Annotated in this window: 15 protein-coding genes; 3 read left to right on the forward strand and 12 right to left on the reverse strand. The window is 74.1% G+C overall.

Annotated elements, in window-relative coordinates:
• Positions 1 to 42 precede the first annotated feature (42 nt).
• From ACZ6ZT_RS28815 to ACZ6ZT_RS28830, 4 genes are all read right to left on the reverse strand, one after another.
• Complete coding sequence (locus ACZ6ZT_RS28815) at positions 43 to 1,476, reverse strand: FAD-dependent oxidoreductase (RefSeq protein ID WP_469722971.1); 1,434 nt, start codon at positions 1,474 to 1,476, stop codon at positions 43 to 45.
• The gene (locus tag ACZ6ZT_RS28820) at positions 1,473 to 2,681 is read right to left on the reverse strand and encodes an MAB_1171c family putative transporter (protein ID WP_469722972.1); all 1,209 of its coding nucleotides are present in this window, start codon (positions 2,679 to 2,681) and stop codon (positions 1,473 to 1,475) included. The genes ACZ6ZT_RS28815 and ACZ6ZT_RS28820 overlap by 4 nt, the downstream gene beginning before the upstream one ends.
• Positions 2,682 to 2,753: 72 nt before the next feature.
• The gene (locus ACZ6ZT_RS28825) at positions 2,754 to 2,888 is read right to left on the reverse strand and encodes a hypothetical protein (RefSeq protein ID WP_469722973.1); all 135 of its coding nucleotides are present in this window, start codon (positions 2,886 to 2,888) and stop codon (positions 2,754 to 2,756) included.
• 16 nt (positions 2,889 to 2,904) lie between these two features.
• Positions 2,905 to 3,603 carry a helix-turn-helix domain-containing protein gene (locus ACZ6ZT_RS28830; RefSeq protein ID WP_469722975.1) on the reverse strand — a complete coding sequence of 233 codons (699 nt, stop codon included), beginning with the start codon at positions 3,601 to 3,603 and terminating at the stop codon, positions 2,905 to 2,907.
• A gap of 217 nt (positions 3,604 to 3,820) precedes the next feature.
• Here ACZ6ZT_RS28830 and ACZ6ZT_RS28835 point away from each other — a divergent pair, with 217 nt between their 5' ends.
• Positions 3,821 to 4,321, forward strand: a complete 501-nt coding sequence (locus ACZ6ZT_RS28835) for a hypothetical protein (protein ID WP_469722976.1) — start codon at positions 3,821 to 3,823, stop codon at positions 4,319 to 4,321.
• A gap of 38 nt (positions 4,322 to 4,359) precedes the next feature.
• Here ACZ6ZT_RS28835 and ACZ6ZT_RS28840 read toward each other — a convergent pair whose 3' ends face one another.
• The 6 genes from ACZ6ZT_RS28840 to ACZ6ZT_RS28865 form a co-directional block, all read right to left on the reverse strand.
• Positions 4,360 to 5,109, reverse strand: a complete 750-nt coding sequence (locus tag ACZ6ZT_RS28840) for a VOC family protein (RefSeq protein WP_469722977.1) — start codon at positions 5,107 to 5,109, stop codon at positions 4,360 to 4,362.
• Between the two features lie 101 nt (positions 5,110 to 5,210).
• Complete coding sequence (locus ACZ6ZT_RS28845) at positions 5,211 to 5,576, reverse strand: nuclear transport factor 2 family protein (protein ID WP_469722979.1); 366 nt, start codon at positions 5,574 to 5,576, stop codon at positions 5,211 to 5,213.
• Positions 5,573 to 6,169 (reverse strand): TetR/AcrR family transcriptional regulator, encoded by a 597-nt coding sequence (locus tag ACZ6ZT_RS28850; protein ID WP_469722981.1) that lies wholly within the window; start codon positions 6,167 to 6,169, stop codon positions 5,573 to 5,575. The genes ACZ6ZT_RS28845 and ACZ6ZT_RS28850 overlap by 4 nt, the downstream gene beginning before the upstream one ends.
• A 560-nt stretch (positions 6,170 to 6,729) precedes the next feature.
• Positions 6,730 to 8,181, reverse strand: coding sequence for a hypothetical protein (locus tag ACZ6ZT_RS28855; RefSeq protein WP_469722983.1), 1,452 nt, complete (start codon positions 8,179 to 8,181; stop codon positions 6,730 to 6,732).
• A 108-nt stretch (positions 8,182 to 8,289) separates the two neighbouring features.
• Positions 8,290 to 8,814 (reverse strand): SigE family RNA polymerase sigma factor, encoded by a 525-nt coding sequence (locus ACZ6ZT_RS28860; protein ID WP_469722984.1) that lies wholly within the window; start codon positions 8,812 to 8,814, stop codon positions 8,290 to 8,292.
• Between the two features lie 134 nt (positions 8,815 to 8,948).
• Complete coding sequence (locus ACZ6ZT_RS28865) at positions 8,949 to 9,854, reverse strand: NAD(P)-dependent oxidoreductase (protein ID WP_469722986.1); 906 nt, start codon at positions 9,852 to 9,854, stop codon at positions 8,949 to 8,951.
• 99 nt (positions 9,855 to 9,953) lie between these two features.
• Here ACZ6ZT_RS28865 and ACZ6ZT_RS28870 point away from each other — a divergent pair, with 99 nt between their 5' ends.
• Together ACZ6ZT_RS28870 and ACZ6ZT_RS28875 are read left to right on the forward strand one after the other, a co-directional pair.
• Positions 9,954 to 10,295, forward strand: a complete 342-nt coding sequence (locus tag ACZ6ZT_RS28870) for a winged helix-turn-helix transcriptional regulator (RefSeq protein ID WP_469722987.1) — start codon at positions 9,954 to 9,956, stop codon at positions 10,293 to 10,295.
• Positions 10,296 to 10,499: 204 nt separating this feature from the next.
• Positions 10,500 to 10,703, forward strand: coding sequence for a hypothetical protein (locus ACZ6ZT_RS28875; protein ID WP_469722988.1), 204 nt, complete (start codon positions 10,500 to 10,502; stop codon positions 10,701 to 10,703).
• An 80-nt stretch (positions 10,704 to 10,783) separates the two neighbouring features.
• Here the strand turns inward: ACZ6ZT_RS28875 and ACZ6ZT_RS28880 are convergent, their stop codons facing one another.
• Together ACZ6ZT_RS28880 and ACZ6ZT_RS28885 are read right to left on the reverse strand one after the other, a co-directional pair.
• On the reverse strand, positions 10,784 to 11,143 hold the full coding sequence (locus ACZ6ZT_RS28880) for an SH3 domain-containing protein (protein WP_469722989.1): 360 nt from the start codon (positions 11,141 to 11,143) through the stop codon (positions 10,784 to 10,786).
• A 163-nt stretch (positions 11,144 to 11,306) separates the two neighbouring features.
• Positions 11,307 to 15,215, reverse strand: coding sequence for an nSTAND1 domain-containing NTPase (locus ACZ6ZT_RS28885; protein ID WP_469722991.1), 3,909 nt, complete (start codon positions 15,213 to 15,215; stop codon positions 11,307 to 11,309).
• Positions 15,216 to 15,351: the final 136 nt, after the last annotated feature.

Genomic DNA, 15,351 nt, shown 5'->3' on the forward strand with positions numbered 1-15,351 from the left:
CCGGTGCCGGGCCCTGTCTGCCGCGGGCCGAGCACGTGCCTGTCATTTTGGGTCGGGGAGGCCTATGGACGCCCGTTCCTGGGGGGTCAGGGGCGGTGCGTTCAGGGGAGGGTGTCGGGGGCCGCGGAGGGCGGCGAGGAGGACGCGTGGGGTGACCAGGGTGGTCAGCGGGGCCTGGAGGGAGGTGACGTCGAAGAAGTCCTTCGTCATGGTGAAACTGCCGCAGCAGGTGTTCAGCAGGCGGTAGGTGTAGCCGGACAGGACCTTGTCCTTGCGGGTCGGGGTGCTCTGGGCGCTGCCCTGGGCGCCCGGATAGAACACGTCGTGTCCGAGGGCCAGGTCCCAGGCTGCGGCGACCGGTTTGGCCATGGCCTTCTGGACGCGCCGGGAGAGCCGGGGCGCGTCGACGCCGTGGGCCGCGACGAGGTCGCGCAGCGCGAGCGCGCCCTGGGCGGCGACGGACATGGCGTGCCCGTAGATGGGGTTGAAGGCCGCCTGGGCGTCGCCGAGGACGACGAACCGCTCCGGCCAGTTCCTGACGTTCTCGAAGTAGCGGCGGCTGTTGCGCGTGCTGCGGTTGAGCGTGACGCCGGTCAGCGGCTCCAGGCCGGAGATGATCTCGCCGATGAGGGGATGGCGCAGCCCGCGGGCGAACGGTTCGAAGTCCTCGCTGTGCGCCGTGGGCTCGCCCCCTCTGGTTCCGGCCGTGGTGACGATCCACTGGCCGTCCTCGATGGGGAGGATGCTGCCGCTCTGCCCGGGGCGTGCCGTGCGGGGGTCGGACTGGACGACGACCAGCGGGAAGCCGGCCGTTTCCGCGGGGGCGCGGAAGACGCGGCTGGCGTACGTCAGGCCGAGGTCGAGGGAGCGTTCGACGGCGGGAGCGACCCCCAGCTCCGCCAGGTGCCGCGGGGCTCGCGAACCCCGTCCGCTCGCGTCGACGACGAAGTCGGCCTCCAGTACCGCTTCCCGGCCGTCCGCCCCCCGGGTGCGGACGCCGGTGACGCGGGCGGCCGTGCCGGCGAGGCCCTCGACGCGGGTGCGCTGGAGGACGGTCACCCGGGCGTCGGCCAGCAGGAGGTCGCGGGCGACGTGGTCCAGCAGGTCGCGGCCGCAGGCGATCAGGAAGGCGGTCTCGGCGCTCCAGCGGCGGAGCCAGCCCTCGGCGGTGAAGCCGACCATGCCGGTGGGGATCGGGATGCGGTTGGCACCGGCGGCCGTCCACCGCTCGGTGATGCCGGGCAGGAGGGCCTCGGCGGCGTGCACTCCGCTGCTCCAGAACATGTGCGCGTGACTCGCCTGGGGGAGTCCCGTGCGGGGGCCCGGGCCGGCCGGCAGTTCGTCGTTCTCGACGATGAGGACCTCGTCCGCCACCTCGCGCAACGCGGCGGCCGCCAGCGTGCCGGCCAGGCCGCCGCCGATGACGAGGGCCCGGTGGCGTATCGCTGCGGGGCGAGTGTTGCCGGGGTGGGTCATGTGACTGCTCTCTCAGGGCCGCCGGGGAGGGGAGCGGGCGGGCGTGGTGGGGGAGGGCCGGGGGGCGGATCCGTGTGAATGGAGGGCCGAGCGGCCGGTGCGGTCAGCAGGGCGTCCGAGAGCCGGACGAGCTGGTCGTCGCCGCCCGAGAACATGCCCTCAAGGCCGCGGTCCCCCGCGTCGCTCTCGGTGCCGCGCAAGGCGTCGAACGCCGCGACCACCAGGGCGACATGCCGCGCGGCGCCGGGTTTGAGCTCGGCGGGGAGCGTGTCCGCCCGTCTCTCCCCTTCCGCGTGGTGGCCGAGACGGGGCGCGATCAGCCGGAGGCCGTCGCGGATGTCGCAGGTCCGGCGCAGCTGGCGCTTGCCGAGCGAGGAGTACCAGGGGATGCGCGCCAGTTCGTACGGGGTCACCGCGCGCATGGTGAGCCACAGGGGCCGCAGCCGGCGGTACTGGGACCATCGGCGCCACAGGCTCATCCCGCCCTGGCTCGCGGAGGGCAGGGCGAGGCCGACGCACTGGAGGAGCGAGGCCAGTGAGGACACCGTCGGGGCGACGGTGGTGCTGACGCCGTCCCAGTCGTGGCCGGCCCATCGCGCCCCGAGGGCCAGGAGTTTGCAGGCCACGTAGCCCAGGCTCAGGACGGATCCGCTCACGATGAGGAGCAGCCCGGTGCGCAGCAGGCCCGGGACCTCGCGGGACCAGCGCCAGCACAGGCGGGCCAGGACCAGGTTCGCCAGCCCGTAGGACAGGACGCAGAGGACGACCATCTCCCGGACGTACGGGGTGGTGGCGTAGTAGGTGTCGAAGTCCCGGAGGCGCTCCTCGGACGCGTCTCCGAGGGCGAACAGGGTGAACTGGCTCGCGATCACCGCTCCGTAGACGCCGACGCACCAGCGGGTGGCGGCCCGGCGCCGGCCGCTCGGGCCTCCGCGCCAGGTGATGGTGAGGTTGATGAGCGCCGCACTGGCGGCGGTGACGATGCCGTAGACCAGCGGTACCGAGAAGTTGGGGATCCCCGTGATCGCGTTCACCTGGGAGATCGTCGGCGGCGCCGCGAAGAAGAAGACGGCGGCGCCCAGCGGCAGGAGCAGGGTCACGGAACGGACGAGGGGATCGCGCCAGTGTCTGACGAGTCCGGGCGCCCTCAGGGCGAAGGCGAGCGAGAGGACGCCGACGAGGAGGTAGAAGTACACCGTGGTCATGCGTGCTCCCTCTCCGGGTCCGGTCTGTCGGCCTGGGCGGCCGTCGTCGAAGTCGCCCTCGCCCCGGCGGAATCAGACACGGTCGGCCCCGTACGCCGTGAGGGCGACGGCCACAGCCGACTCGACCCCCGCTTGTAAGGCGGCGGCGTGGCGCAGGCGACGCGACGCGGGCGCCGGGACCGCCGAGATCCCGGTTATCTGCGCCACGGTCGGCCTCCACGCTTCAGGACGCATGGCCGGCCGGGCCCTGTTCCTCCGGGGTGTTCCCCTCGGCCGCGCGCTCGTCCATGTAGTTGTCGAGCCATTCGAGCAGCTTGGTGCGCCCCTGGGCAGGGAGCAGGGCCGCGCGCAGGGCGATGCCGTCGACGCCGTGCCGCTCGTAGAGACTCGGGCGTCCGGCGCCGGCCGGGGCCGCCGCGAGGGCGCCGCGTTCGCTGTGTTCCCGGTACTCCTGGAGCAGCGCTTGCTCGACGGCGGCCAGGGCGCAGCTCAGCGCCTCGGTGTCCTCCGACTGGAGGAAGCCGGCGGGCCGTTCGAAGAACCTCTCCAGGCGGGCGCAGTGGTCCATCGTCGGGCGGCGGTCGCCGCCGAGCAGCGCCTGGACCTGCTGTCGGGAGATGCCGCTCTGGCGGGCGATCTCCCCGTGGGAGAACTTGCGGCCGTTCTCCTTGAGGTACGTCGCGTGGAGCAGGTCGAGGCGCTGGCGGAAACGCTCGTGGATGTCCGGCTCGCCGGCCGGCCGGCCCTGGAGGAGCGCCCGTACGACGGTGAGCGGGACTCCGCAGGCACGGTGCAGTGCCTCGGGGTCCAGCACCTCGGCGCGGCCGCGGCCCAGCTTGGCTCCCAGGTCCACGACCCGTTCGACGGCCGCGGCCAGCCGCGAGCCGGGCCCGGCCGGTACGGAGGAGAAGGCTTCTGTCACCGGTCTGGACTCCGACTCCCGAGGGCGCGCAGGACATGTCACGCCGGCCCCAAGGGGCGTCGGCGCAGCGGCTGTTGCGGGGCCGATACTGCCACAGCGGTGGCAACTGAACCAGGTGTCTTGGGCCAAACTGCCACGCTGGTGGCAGGAAGTCGACGGCCGGGCCGCCCCGCGTACGTCGCCCACCGGCCGGGAGAGGACGTCGTAGTGTGGGCCGATGGGAAACGTGTTCGGTGGTGGCGGGCAGAGTCTGGATCTGTCCAACGGTGGCACCGAGGTGTTCGTCGAGGTGCTGATGCTCGCGGTGTCCGCCCTCGCTGACGCCGAGTGGGACTACCGATTCGCCGCCCTCCTGACGCTGCAGGACCAGAACGTGATGGGGCGCGGGGCCGTCGGCTTCGACCTGGAGGACATCGTGTGGGGCACGTCCGAGGCGGAGCGTGCCCGGGCGAAGGACTTCGTGCTGCGCTCCACCACCCTCGCGCTGAGCCGCCACCGGTGGAACGAGCTGGGCTACGAACCCCCGTTCGCCCGTGACCACCTGCGCCGGTTCCGCGCCATGGTCGAGTCCTTCGTACCGGTGGGCGGTACGGGGCTCCCCGGACGCTTCCCCTCAGCGGAGGAACGTGCGGTGGCTTCGTGCGCGCACCACCGGGTCCTCAGCGCACTGCCTCACTGGGAGGGCTGCATCTTCTGCAATCGCCCCCGCACACCCTGACACCCGCGCCGCCCCGTTTGCGTCTGTCAGCCGGCGGGTCAGGACGGGGCGAGGACGCAGAGCTCGTGCCCCTCCGGGTCCGCCAGGCACGTCCACGGGACGTCGCCCTGGCCGAGGTCGAGGTCGGTGGCGCCCAAGGCGCGCAGCCGGGCCGCCTCCGTCGGGGCGTCGCCGCCGGGGTACGGGAGCAGGTCGAGGTGGAGGCGGTCCGGCGCCGTCGTCGTGCTGCCCGGCGTGCGCAGGAACTCCAGGTACGGTCCTTCGGCCCGGGCGGAGCGGAACACCGCGCGGTCGTCGGCCGCTTCGCGCAGGTCCCAGTCGATGGCCCCGCCCCAGAACCGGGCCATGGCCGGGGGATCCGCGCAGTCGACCACCACTGCGGCGATGGGGCCGGTCCCCCGGTAGACCTCCCGGGGCTCCAGTACGCAGAACTCGTTGCCCTCCGGGTCGGCGAGCACCGTCCACGGCACGTCGTCGCCCTGGCCGATGTCTGCGGGTGTCGCACCGAGTTCCCGCACGCGGGCGACCAGCTCGGCGTAGTGGGTCGCCGAGGTGGTGGCGAGGTCGATGTGCACGCGGTTCTTCGTCGCCGTCTTGGGTTCCGGGACGGGGATCACGTCGATGCCGAGGGCGGCCGGATCCGGCCATACGAGCCCGCCCGCGGGTCCGACGTACGTCGCGCCGGACGCCCCGGGGTACGTGCTCCAGCCGAGCGCCCCGGCCCAGAACCGGCCGAGCGCGGGGCTGTCAACGGCCTTGATGTTCACCTGGACGGGTCGCAGAGCCATGCCGGTGATCCTAGGCGGCGGACCGTGACGCACCGCGACCGCCGCGACCGCCGCGACCGGCCGCAACCGGCCGCGACAGTGCGGGCGAAGGCCGGGGGCCGTCAGGCGGGCAGGAAGAACCCGGTGATGTCGGCCAGCCGGCCTTCGCGGTGGAGCGCGGTGCTCACGCCCGCCATCGCGGGTTCGCCCTGCTCGCCGAGCTGGGTCCACCGTGCGAGCGACCGGTCGTGGTGTTCGAGTACTTCGTCTATGCGGAACCGGTGGCCGGGGAAGGCTCCGGCGAAGCCGGTCATGTACGCGGCCAGTTCGGTCCGCCCACCGACCTCCGTGCCCGGGTCCCGGTAGGCGACGTCGTCGACCACGACCGCGCCGAGTGCGGCGAGCCGCTCCCCGGGCTCGGCCGACCAGCACGCGGCGTAGTGGTCCCAGAGCTGCCGTGTGTCCTGGGGTTGCTGTGCATCGCTCATCGCTGTGCCTCTTTCTCGGGGCCGATCAACGCCATCGCGCCGTCGGTGGTCATGTGCAGTTTCGTGCGGGGCGCGCCGGCCCGGACCAGCACCAGCAGGCCCTGGTAGAGCGCCAGCAGCTGGGCCGCCGACACCTCGACGTCCAGCTCCGCGGACAGCAGGCCCAGGCCACGGGCGCGTGTCAGGGCTTCGGTGAAGCCCGACTCGATCGTCTCCAGCCCTGTGCGCACCGCGTCGGAGGCCTCGGGGACGGTGAACGACTCCACGGCGGTGTTGGTGAGCAGGCAGCCCGGATCGGGTCCGGGGCCGGTCTCGAACGCCGAGGTGAAGAACGAGCGGATCCCGGCCACGGGGTCCGCCGGCTCCAGGAGGTGTTCCCGGACCCGGCCCCGGACGACCTGGTCGTTGTAGGCGTCCAGGGCGGCGCGGAACAGGCCGTCCTTGCTTTCGAAGTTGCGGTACAGGCTGCCCGGGTGCAGCCCGGTCGCCGCCTCGATGTCCCGGAGCGAGGCGCCGGCGTAGCCCTGGCGGCGGAAGAGGCCCATGGCAGAGGCCAGGACCTCTGCCCGGTCCCAGAGCTGTCTGCGTCCCACGGGCACCTCCATAGTTGAACGATCGCTCACAAAAAATAGCACAGGTGATCGCTGTTAGCCCAACTCAACGATCACCGGGCGGCCTTGCCGCATGCGGACGGGTCAGGGGGTGAGTGCTGCCGTCAAGGCGGGGAGGTAGGCCTCGCGCTGGCCTTCGGCGGTGGGGTGGTACGCCACGTCCGCGGTGAAGAGTGACGGGACGTGCAGCCAGGGGTCGGCGGAGCAGATCTCGTGACCGGCGAAGGCGGCCGAGACGTCGGCGAAGCGGAAACCGTGCGCGCGGGGGCCCGTCGGCCCACAAGGAGGGGTGGGCGAGGGAGCTGCGACGGCAGTCCCCGCCGACGGAACCGGCCCCGACACCCGAGGCGAACGAATCGCCCAGGGCCGCGTAGCCGACGGGGCCGCCCTTCTCCGGGGTGGCGCCGGTGGCGTGCGCGGCGGTCGGGGCCGCGCACGCCAGAACGAGGGACAACGTGCCCGCGAGCGCGCGCAGTCATGTCTCTGCAACGACCAGCGCAATGGGCCGGACACTGAGCCGGACGGCGGGGCCCCGGGTGGGGTCAGGCGAACCAGTTCGGGTCGAGGGCGATGGCCTTGATCTGCTCCATCGTCAGGATGGGCTGGGCGCGAGTGGCCGCCTTCGACTGGTCGCCGGTGTTGAAGGCCGAGACGACCACCCGGCGCCCGTCCGGGCGCAACGTGTCGACGCTCCACCGGACCACGCCCGCGCCGCCCTTCTCACCCGACTTCCGCTCCGCCAGGACCCGGGTGCCGTCGGGCAGGACGATGACGCCCGCGCCCTCCATGCGGTGCTTGAGGACCTCGCCCATGCCCTCCTGGACGTTGACCTGGACCAGCGAGGCGCCCTTGCCGTCGTCGAGTACGAGGGAGCCGTAGCCGGGCTGTCCGGACCTGCGCAGGATCGTGATGCCGGGCTTCGGCACCAGGGACTCCAGGACCGCGACCGTGCTGCCGCCGTGGGCCGACTCGCCCTGGCCCGTGTCTGCCTGGCCCGTGTCCCCCTGGTCGGTTGTCTGGCCCGTCCCGGCGGTCGGCTGCGGCGCGCCCGGGGTGGCGCTGGGCGCGCCCTTGCCGGTGCCGGTGCCCTTGCCGTTGGTCGTGCCGGCGGCGGTGTCGGGGCTCGTCGCGTCGGCCTGGTTCGCGGCCGCGGCGCCGGCCCCCTCCGGGGCCTGCCGGGGCGGCGCGGGGAGCCGGCCGGCGATCTGGCGCCACAGGGCCGAGGTGGTGAAGGCCTTCAGCTGGGCCTTGTCCAGCGGCGGGTTGGGCCGGCTGACGGGCTGCCCCTTTTCGGCGGGGGCGTTCCACTCCGACACGTCGACCTGGTAGCCCTCCCGGGTGACCAGGACGGCCCGCCAGAGCTTGGTGGGCTCGCGCTTGTCCGGGTACTCGTAGCCCTGGAAGAGGTTGAGCCGGCCGCCGTCCGGCAGTGTCTCAACGGTGCAGGAGTCGTACGGGACGACCCTGCGGTCGGGGCACGTCAGCATGTCCTCGGCCGCCTGGCCGTGGGGGTCGGTGCGGGCGAGGCCGACGGAGACCGCCGCGCGGCCCTTGCCGTCGTCGTACACGCCGGTCACCGACGCGTTCGGCGACGGGTCGGCGCCGCCCGGCACACTGGCCGTGGTGTCGCTCACCCGGCCGCCCGGCAGCAACTGCCGGTAGGTCTCGATCAGCCGGGCCGCGCTCAGCCCGTCGGCGGACTGCGCGGTGACCGGGGTGGAGGCGGCGGCCGTCTGGAAGGTGGGGACGGGGGCGGCGGCCACGTTCGCCGTGCCGTCGCCCCCGCTGCCGACACCGAGCAGGCCGCCTCCGTAGGCCCCGACGGAGCCGACGAGGGCCAGGGCCAGCGCCGAACCGCCGACGACGGCGGCCCGGCGGCGGGCCACCAGGCGGCGGCCGCGCCGTTCGCCGGCGGCCACCAGATCCGGGCGGCCGGGAACGAATCCGTCTCCCGTGCGCCGCAGGGCCGCACCGAGCTCATCTTCAAAGGGCATGCCGAAGCACCTTTCGGGTGGTGGTGAAGGAACGCGCCGGGCTCTGATCCGGCGAGGGGGCCTGACGGGAGCGAGGGGTGGAGGGGCGGGGAGGACGGTCCGGCGGCCTCAGGTGGCCACGAACACACTGAGGCTGCCCCCCAGTTCCGCGCGGAGGCGGGCGAGCGCCCGGGTACTGCGCGTACGCACGGGCGCCGAGCTGACGTTCATGGCGTCGGCGGTCTCCTCGACGCTGCGGTCCTCCCAGTACCGCAGCACGAGCACCGCCCGGTCCTTGGGAGCCAGGTGGCCGAGCGCCTCCAACAGGGTCAGCCGCAGGACCGGATCGGTCCCGGCCGCCGGGAGCACCACCGTCACGCCCGACTCGGCCGGGACGGCGAAGGGCCGTTCCCCCGCGGAGCGGCGGCGCTTGTGCTTGAGGAACTCCCGTATCAGCACCGTCTGCGCGTACGCCGCCGGATTGTCGATGCGGGAGGCCCTTCCCCAGATCAGGTACATCCGGCCCAGGGTTTCCTGTACGAGGTCCTCGGCGAGGTGGGTGTCCCCACTCGCCAGCAGACAGGCCGATCGGTACAGACCCCCCGCCCGGGCCTCCGCGAACTCGCGGAACCCCTCCCTGCGTGTGTGCCGCATCCCCGTCCCCCCTCGCGTCCGACTCACCCCATTGACGCGACGGGAGCGGGGGAATGTTTCACCCCGCGGGGAGGCAATTAACGGAACTCAGGCGTCCAGCCGTCGCGCCCCTTCGGGGTGTCCGGCAAGAGGTTTCAGGAGGCGCGGCGCGCACGGCGCAGGAGGGTGATCGCTCCGGTCGTGTCCTCGGTCGCGTGGGCGGCCGGGTCGGCTTCCAGGCGTTCCCTCATGAGGTCCAGGTACGGCGCGATCAGCTCGGTGCTGACGCCCTGGTCGGCGGCGGTGCGCAGCAGGGTGCCGCTTGCCGCGACCTGCATGGCCAGGTTGGACACCACCCCGGTGGTGAAGTCCCGGGAGGTCAGTCGTTCGGCGGCGTTCCCGACGAAGAAGCCCATCGCGCCCAGCCACTCCGACAGCAGCGGCGCCAGGTCCTTCGGGGCGATGTCCTCGCCCTCGATCAGCGCGTAGGCGTGCGAGATCCCGGCGAAGAGCCCGTTCATCGCGCTCAGCAGCGCCACGTCGTGCAGGGCCGCGTGGCCGGGGTCCGCGCCGACGAAGCGGGCTCCGGCCGGTACCTCCAGGGTCGCGCGGTGGGTGTCGAGCAGGGCGCGGGAGCCGCTGTAGAAGACGTAGCCGCCGGACTCGGGGACGCCGATCATCGACGGGGTGGCCATGATCCCGGCGTCCACGAAGCGGGCGCCGCGCTCCTCGGCCCAGGCGGCCCGGGCCCGGCCCTCGGTGGGTGTGCCGGTGGTGAGGTTGACGACGTCCTTGCCGCTCAGGTCGACGCCGTCCAGCACCGAGCCGATGCTCGCGTCGTCCAGCAGGCAGAGCACGATCAGGGTGTTCGCGCGGACGGCTTCGGCGGGGTGCGCGGCGACGGCGGCGCCCTCGGCGGCGAGTGCCTCCGCCTTGGCGGGGGTGCGGTTCCAGACGGTCAGGGCGTGGCCGGCGGCGAGCCAGGTCCGGGCGAGTGCGGTACCCATGTCGCCGAGGCCGAGGAGAGAGAGCGGGCGGTGCCCGGTGTCGTTGTCAGTCATGGCGTTTAGCCTGGGAGCGGGCTGACGGATGATCAAGTACGCACTTACCGGTGGGTGGTTACCCCGGGGTGAGCGAGCAGGTGGGAAGGGGTGGGCGGGATGGCGACGCTGGCGCGGAGGCCGAGTGCGGACCATTGCGGGATCGCGGCGGCGATGTCGGTGATCGACGGCAAGTGGAAGGTGTCGATCCTGTGGGAGCTGGAGCAGTGCCCGGGCCGCCGTTTCGGCGAACTGCGCCGACTGGTCCCCGGTGTCTCGGAGAAGGTCCTCGCGGCGCAGTTGCGCGAGCTGGAGACGGACGGCATCGTCCACCGCGAGGTCTACGACGAGGTCCCGCCCCGCGTGGAGTACTCGCTGACCCCGCTCGGCGGGGAACTGAGCGGGGCGCTGGCAGCCCTGGGCGAGTGGGGCGCCCGGCATCTCCTCCCGGACAGCGCGTAGGGGCGGTGCGTGGCCGGGGAGTCGCCCTGCCGCGGTACGGGACCGGGTGACGTGACCCGCGTCGTGTCGGGCCGTACCGCCGTGCACAAGTCGTCGGCGGTCAAGCGGAAGTAGGGCTACCGGCCCGTCGCCTTGTCCGGGGCGGTGTGGCGTGGCACCGTCGGGAAGCCTCAGCCCTCAGTCGCACCCAGAGGAGGCCGTACGATGCCCGACGACCTGGCCGCGGACACCATCCGGAAGCTGGAGGACGCCGTGGCGTCCGGCTCTCTGCCGGAGCACGCCGTCGGGCTGCTCCGCGTCTCCCTCAGCCAGGCCCGGGCGGCGAAGGAGGCGGGCCGTGACGAGGAGGCGATCACCATCGCCGCCCAGGCCCTCCAGACCGCGGAGTCCCCGCCCTCGGAACAGTAGCCGCGCGCGGCCGGGCCCCCGGCCCCCGGCGGAGGCCGGGAGCCGGGGGCCGATGGGCCACGTCAGCGGTGTCAGCGGTGTCAGCAGTGGCCGACGCTGGTCTGGCCGCTCACCAGCGACGAGTGGACGTAGCCGGTCCCCACGTAACTGGAGACGCGGAACCACCGGTTGGAGGCGTAGTTCGAGCTCGGCGGGTACACCCACTGGCTGTCGGTCCAGCACAGCATCGTGACGCCGGTCCCGTTGGACAGGTAGCCGAGCGAACCGCACCCGGTGTTGGCGCAGGTGCGCTCGTTCGCCCCGCCGCTGTTGGACGAGATGTAGCTGCCCGCCGCGTCGGCGCCGCCGGCGCCGGCGAGCAGACCGGTCAGGGCGACGGCGGCCGCGGCGGCGGCCAGTCCGGCCCGGGACCGCAGCGTGGTGGTGGTCGTCATGCGCATCGTCGTTCTCCTCGGGAGATTCGCGGTGGTGTGCGGCGCCCCCGGCGGATCCGGCGGCGCTCCACCAGAGAGCCACCCCGACCGCCGCCGACGGAAGGAAGGAACCGCAGGTCGACCAGGCCCGTACGGCGCTCCGTACAACTCCGTACAGCCCGCCCCCTCTTCACCGGCACGGCGGCGCGTACTCCAGTCCGGGGACGAGCTGGGCCCACTCCTGGGCGGTGACGACAGTCCCCGCGCGCTCGCACAGCCGCCGCGCGATCTCCTCCTCGTCCCGGGACCACAGCAGCGCGGCCGGGCCCGCGCCGCCGGCCGCGAGGGAGCGGCCGTCCGGGCTGTACGCGACGGCGTACGCCTTCCCGCCGAGGCCGCTCAGTACGGTGCGGGGCCGCGGCCGCCCCGGATCACGGGTGTCCCACAGCCATACGGTGCCGTCCGTGCTGGCGGCGGCGAGCGTGCCGCCCTCCGGGCTGAACGACAGGGCGTACACGTAACTGCCCGGCCCCGTCAGCGGCGGCCCGGCGGCGCGCGGCCGGTCGCCGCTCACGTCCCACAGCCAGATGTCCCGGTCCGCGGTCCCGGCCGCCAGGGTCCGGCTGTCGGGGCTGAACGCGACGGACATGACGTAACTGCCCGGCCCGCGCAGCGTGGATTCCGCCACCGGCCGGCCGCCGCCCTGCGGCAGCCGCCACAGCAGTACCTGTTTGTCGACCGTGCCGGCGGCGAGCCGCCGCCCGTCCGGGCTGAACGCCACCGCGTAGACGTAGTTCGTCGGCTCGGACAGTTCCGCCGAGAGCTCCGGGCGCGCCGGTTCCGCCGTGTTCCAGAGGCGTACGGTGCGCCCCTCGCTGCCCACGGCCAGGATCCGGCCGGTCCGGTCGAAGGCGGCGGACTGGATGGTTCCGGAGCCCCCGGTCAGGGGTGCTCCGTAGGGTGCGGCGCGGTCGGGGCGGGAGAGGTCCCACAGCCACAGCTTGCCTTCCCGGCCGCCCACCGCGAGGGTGCGGCCGTCCGGGGTGAAGGAGACCGTCGCGGAGTACCCCGTGGGGTTCGTCAGGGGCGGCCCGACGGGGCGCGGGGCCCAGGGGTCGGAGACGTCCCACAGCTGTACGTCGCGCCCGGCGACGGCGAGCAGCTTCCCGTCCGGCGCGTAGCCGATCGCGTTGACGGTGCCCTGGAAGCCGCGCAGCGGGCGGGGAGGCAGCTGCCACAGGCGTACGGTTCCGTCGGCGGCGCCCGCCACCAACTGGCGGCCGCCGGGATGGAACGCGAGCGAGGTGACCGGTCCCGGGTGCGGGAAGACCCCGGCGAGGACGCGCGTCCGGGCGTCGTACAGGCGCACCTGGTTGTCCGCGCTGCCGGTCGCCAGCCACTGCCCGTCGGGGCTGCACGCGACGGCGTTGACGTAGCTGGCCGGGCCGTCGGGAGCGGCCGGGGCCCCGCCGAGCACCGCGGGAGAGCCGGCGTCGGAGCCCGGGGCGGGTACGTCCCAGATCCGTGTCGACCGGTCCTGGCTCCCGGCGGCGAGCCGTGCGCCGTCGGCCGTGAAGGCCAGCCCGAACACCGGGCCGGCCGCTTCGGTCAGCGGCTGCCCGTACGCGCGCGGGCGCCCCGGGTCGGCCAGGTCCCACAGGCGTACGGAGCCGTCCGCGCCGCCCGCCGCCAGCAGGGCGGGGCCGGGGCCCGGCCGGAACGCGACCGTGTGCACCGCCCCGGTGAACCCGGTGAGCCGCGGCCCGGCGGCGGCCGCCGGGGCGGCGGCGGAACCCTCCTCCGTACGCGTCCCCGACACCGCCGGGTCCGGCCACAGGTACACCCCGCCGTCGGCGCCCGCCGCGGCCAGCGTCATGCCGTCCGGCGCGAAAGCCACCCCGTACACGGCCGAATCCGGCCCCTTGAACGACCGGAGCCCGGCCGCCGCCGGACCGGGGCCCGACGGCTCCCACACCCGTACGGTCCCGTCCCCCGACCCGGCGGCGAGCCGTCGGCCGTCCGGGCTGAAGGCGAGCGCGTACACGGTGTCGGGGAAGGTGACCGGCGCCGCCCCCAGCGGTCGCGGCCGCTGCGGATCGCGCAGGTCCCACAGCGCGACCTGGTGGTCGAGACCGCCCGCCGCGAGGGTGCGCCCGTCCGGGCTGAGGGCCACCGCCTGTACGACGCCACGGAAGGCGAGGATCCGGGTCACGGCGGGCAGCGCCGAGGCGTCCATCAGCGCCTCCCGGGCCTCGGCGGTGGGAGCCGTGCGGTACGCCACCAGGGCGAGTTGCGCGGAGAGGGCGAGGTCGCTGCCCCGCAGGCGTTCGGCGCGCGCCGCCACCAGCCGGGACAGCGCGACGGCCTGCTGTCTCTGCGCGTCCCGGCGCTGGACCACGGCGACACCGGTGAGCAGGCCCGACAGGACGACCAGCAGCGAGAGCAGGACGAGGAGCCGGCGCAGCCGGCGGCTGCGGCGCCGCTCCCGCCGGACCCGGCCGTCCTCCGCCCGCCGGCTCGCGTCGAGGAACTCGCCCTCGCGGGCGTCGAGTTCCGGGGCGTGGCCACTGTCCATGGCCCAGTCGGCGGCCACGGCCAGGCGGGTGCCCCGGTAGAGCAGCGAGGGATCGCGGCCGTGCGCGAGCCAGCGGTCGGCGTCCCGCGTCAGGTCCTGCCGGACGATCTGGCCGGCCCGGTCGGCGTCGATCCAGCCGCGCAGCCTCGGCCACGCCGTGAGCAGCGCTTCGTGGGCAATCCTGGCGCCGTCGCCGTCGAGCGTGACGAGGCGGCGGTCGACGAAGCGCTCCAGCACCGCGTACGCCTCCCCGGCCCGGTCGGGGTGGCCCGTGGGCGGGGGCAGCGGCAGCGGCAGCAGCCTGCGCGCGTCGGGCACGCCGTCGCCCACCGCGACCATCCGCAGGAACAGCTGCCGCGCGCGGACGCGCTCGGCCTGCGACAGGTCCGCGTAGACCTCTTCCGCCGTCTCGGAGACGGCCGCGGACATCCCGCCGCCGGCCCGGTAGTCGGCGATGGTCAGGGCGGCGCCGCGGCCGCGTTCCCAGGTCGACAGCAGCGCGTGCGACAGCAGGGGCAGGGCTCCCGGGCCGGAACCCCGCAGGTCGGCGAGAAGTACGTCGATGAACCCTTCGTCCAGGACCAGCCCGGCCTTGGCGGCGGGGCCGCCGACCACGGCGCGGATCTCGTCCTCGCTGAGCGCGCCCACGACGGTCTGGCCCTTCTGCAAGGCTGCCGCGAGGGGTCGTTGGTCGAGGGCCTGGGCGTAGAAGTCGGCGCGCAGGCAGCCCGTGACCCGTACTTCGGGGGAGGGGAGGGCCGCGAGGCAGCGCAGGAACCGCTCCCGTTCGGCGGGGTCGGGGCATGCGGTGAACACCTCCTCCAGCTGGTCGACCGCGACGATGACGCGTACGCCCTCGCGCCGGGCCGCCGCCCGCATCCGTGCGGCGAGTTCGAGGGGATCGCCTGCCGGGTCCCCCAGGCCGGGCTCCGTGGACAGGGCGGACGCCGCGGCGAGGGCGGACGTCAGGGCGCGCATCGGGTCGCGGCCGGGTGAGAGCAGCACGGGTGTCCAGCCGTGCTCACTCCGCAGGACGGGCAGCACCCCGGCCCGCAGGAGGGAGGACTTCCCCGAACCGGACGCTCCGACAAGCAGTTGGGGTACGTCGGCGCCCTCGGCGAGGATCCGGTCCACGAGGACGGCCCGCAGCCGCTCCCGGCCGAAGAACCAGGCGGCGTGGCGTTCCTCGAAGCCCGCGAGCCCCCGGTAGGGCGGCGCGCCTCCCGGGACGCGCAGGACGCGGGAGCGCCGCAGCTCCGCGAGCCGTTCCAGCCAGCGCTCGATTTCGGCCGCGTCGGTCACCCCGCAGACCTGCAGCACCCGGCGGAACAGGGGCAGGGACCCCATGGACGGCAGGTTCTGGCCGGCGAACCAGCCGCCGATGGTGCTGTGGGCGCCCGGTGCGCCGACGCGGGCTGCGACGGCGCGGACGGTCAGGTCGGCCTTCTCGCGCAGCCGCGTCAGCTCGGAGGCGAACTCCTCGCGGGATAAGGGGGGTTGGGGGAGGAACGGGCTGGGGTCCATGGGGCCTCCGTGGTCCGGTTCCGCTACGGCGGTGATGCGGTGGACCACCCTTCCCACGCCCCTTCGGCCGCGTGGCCGGAACACCTCGATCCGGTCCCTTTCTACGCCGCCCCACCAGCTCTTTCCGGCCAGTCAC

The sequence above is a fragment of the Streptomyces sp. NPDC102258 genome, from assembly GCF_055584685.1.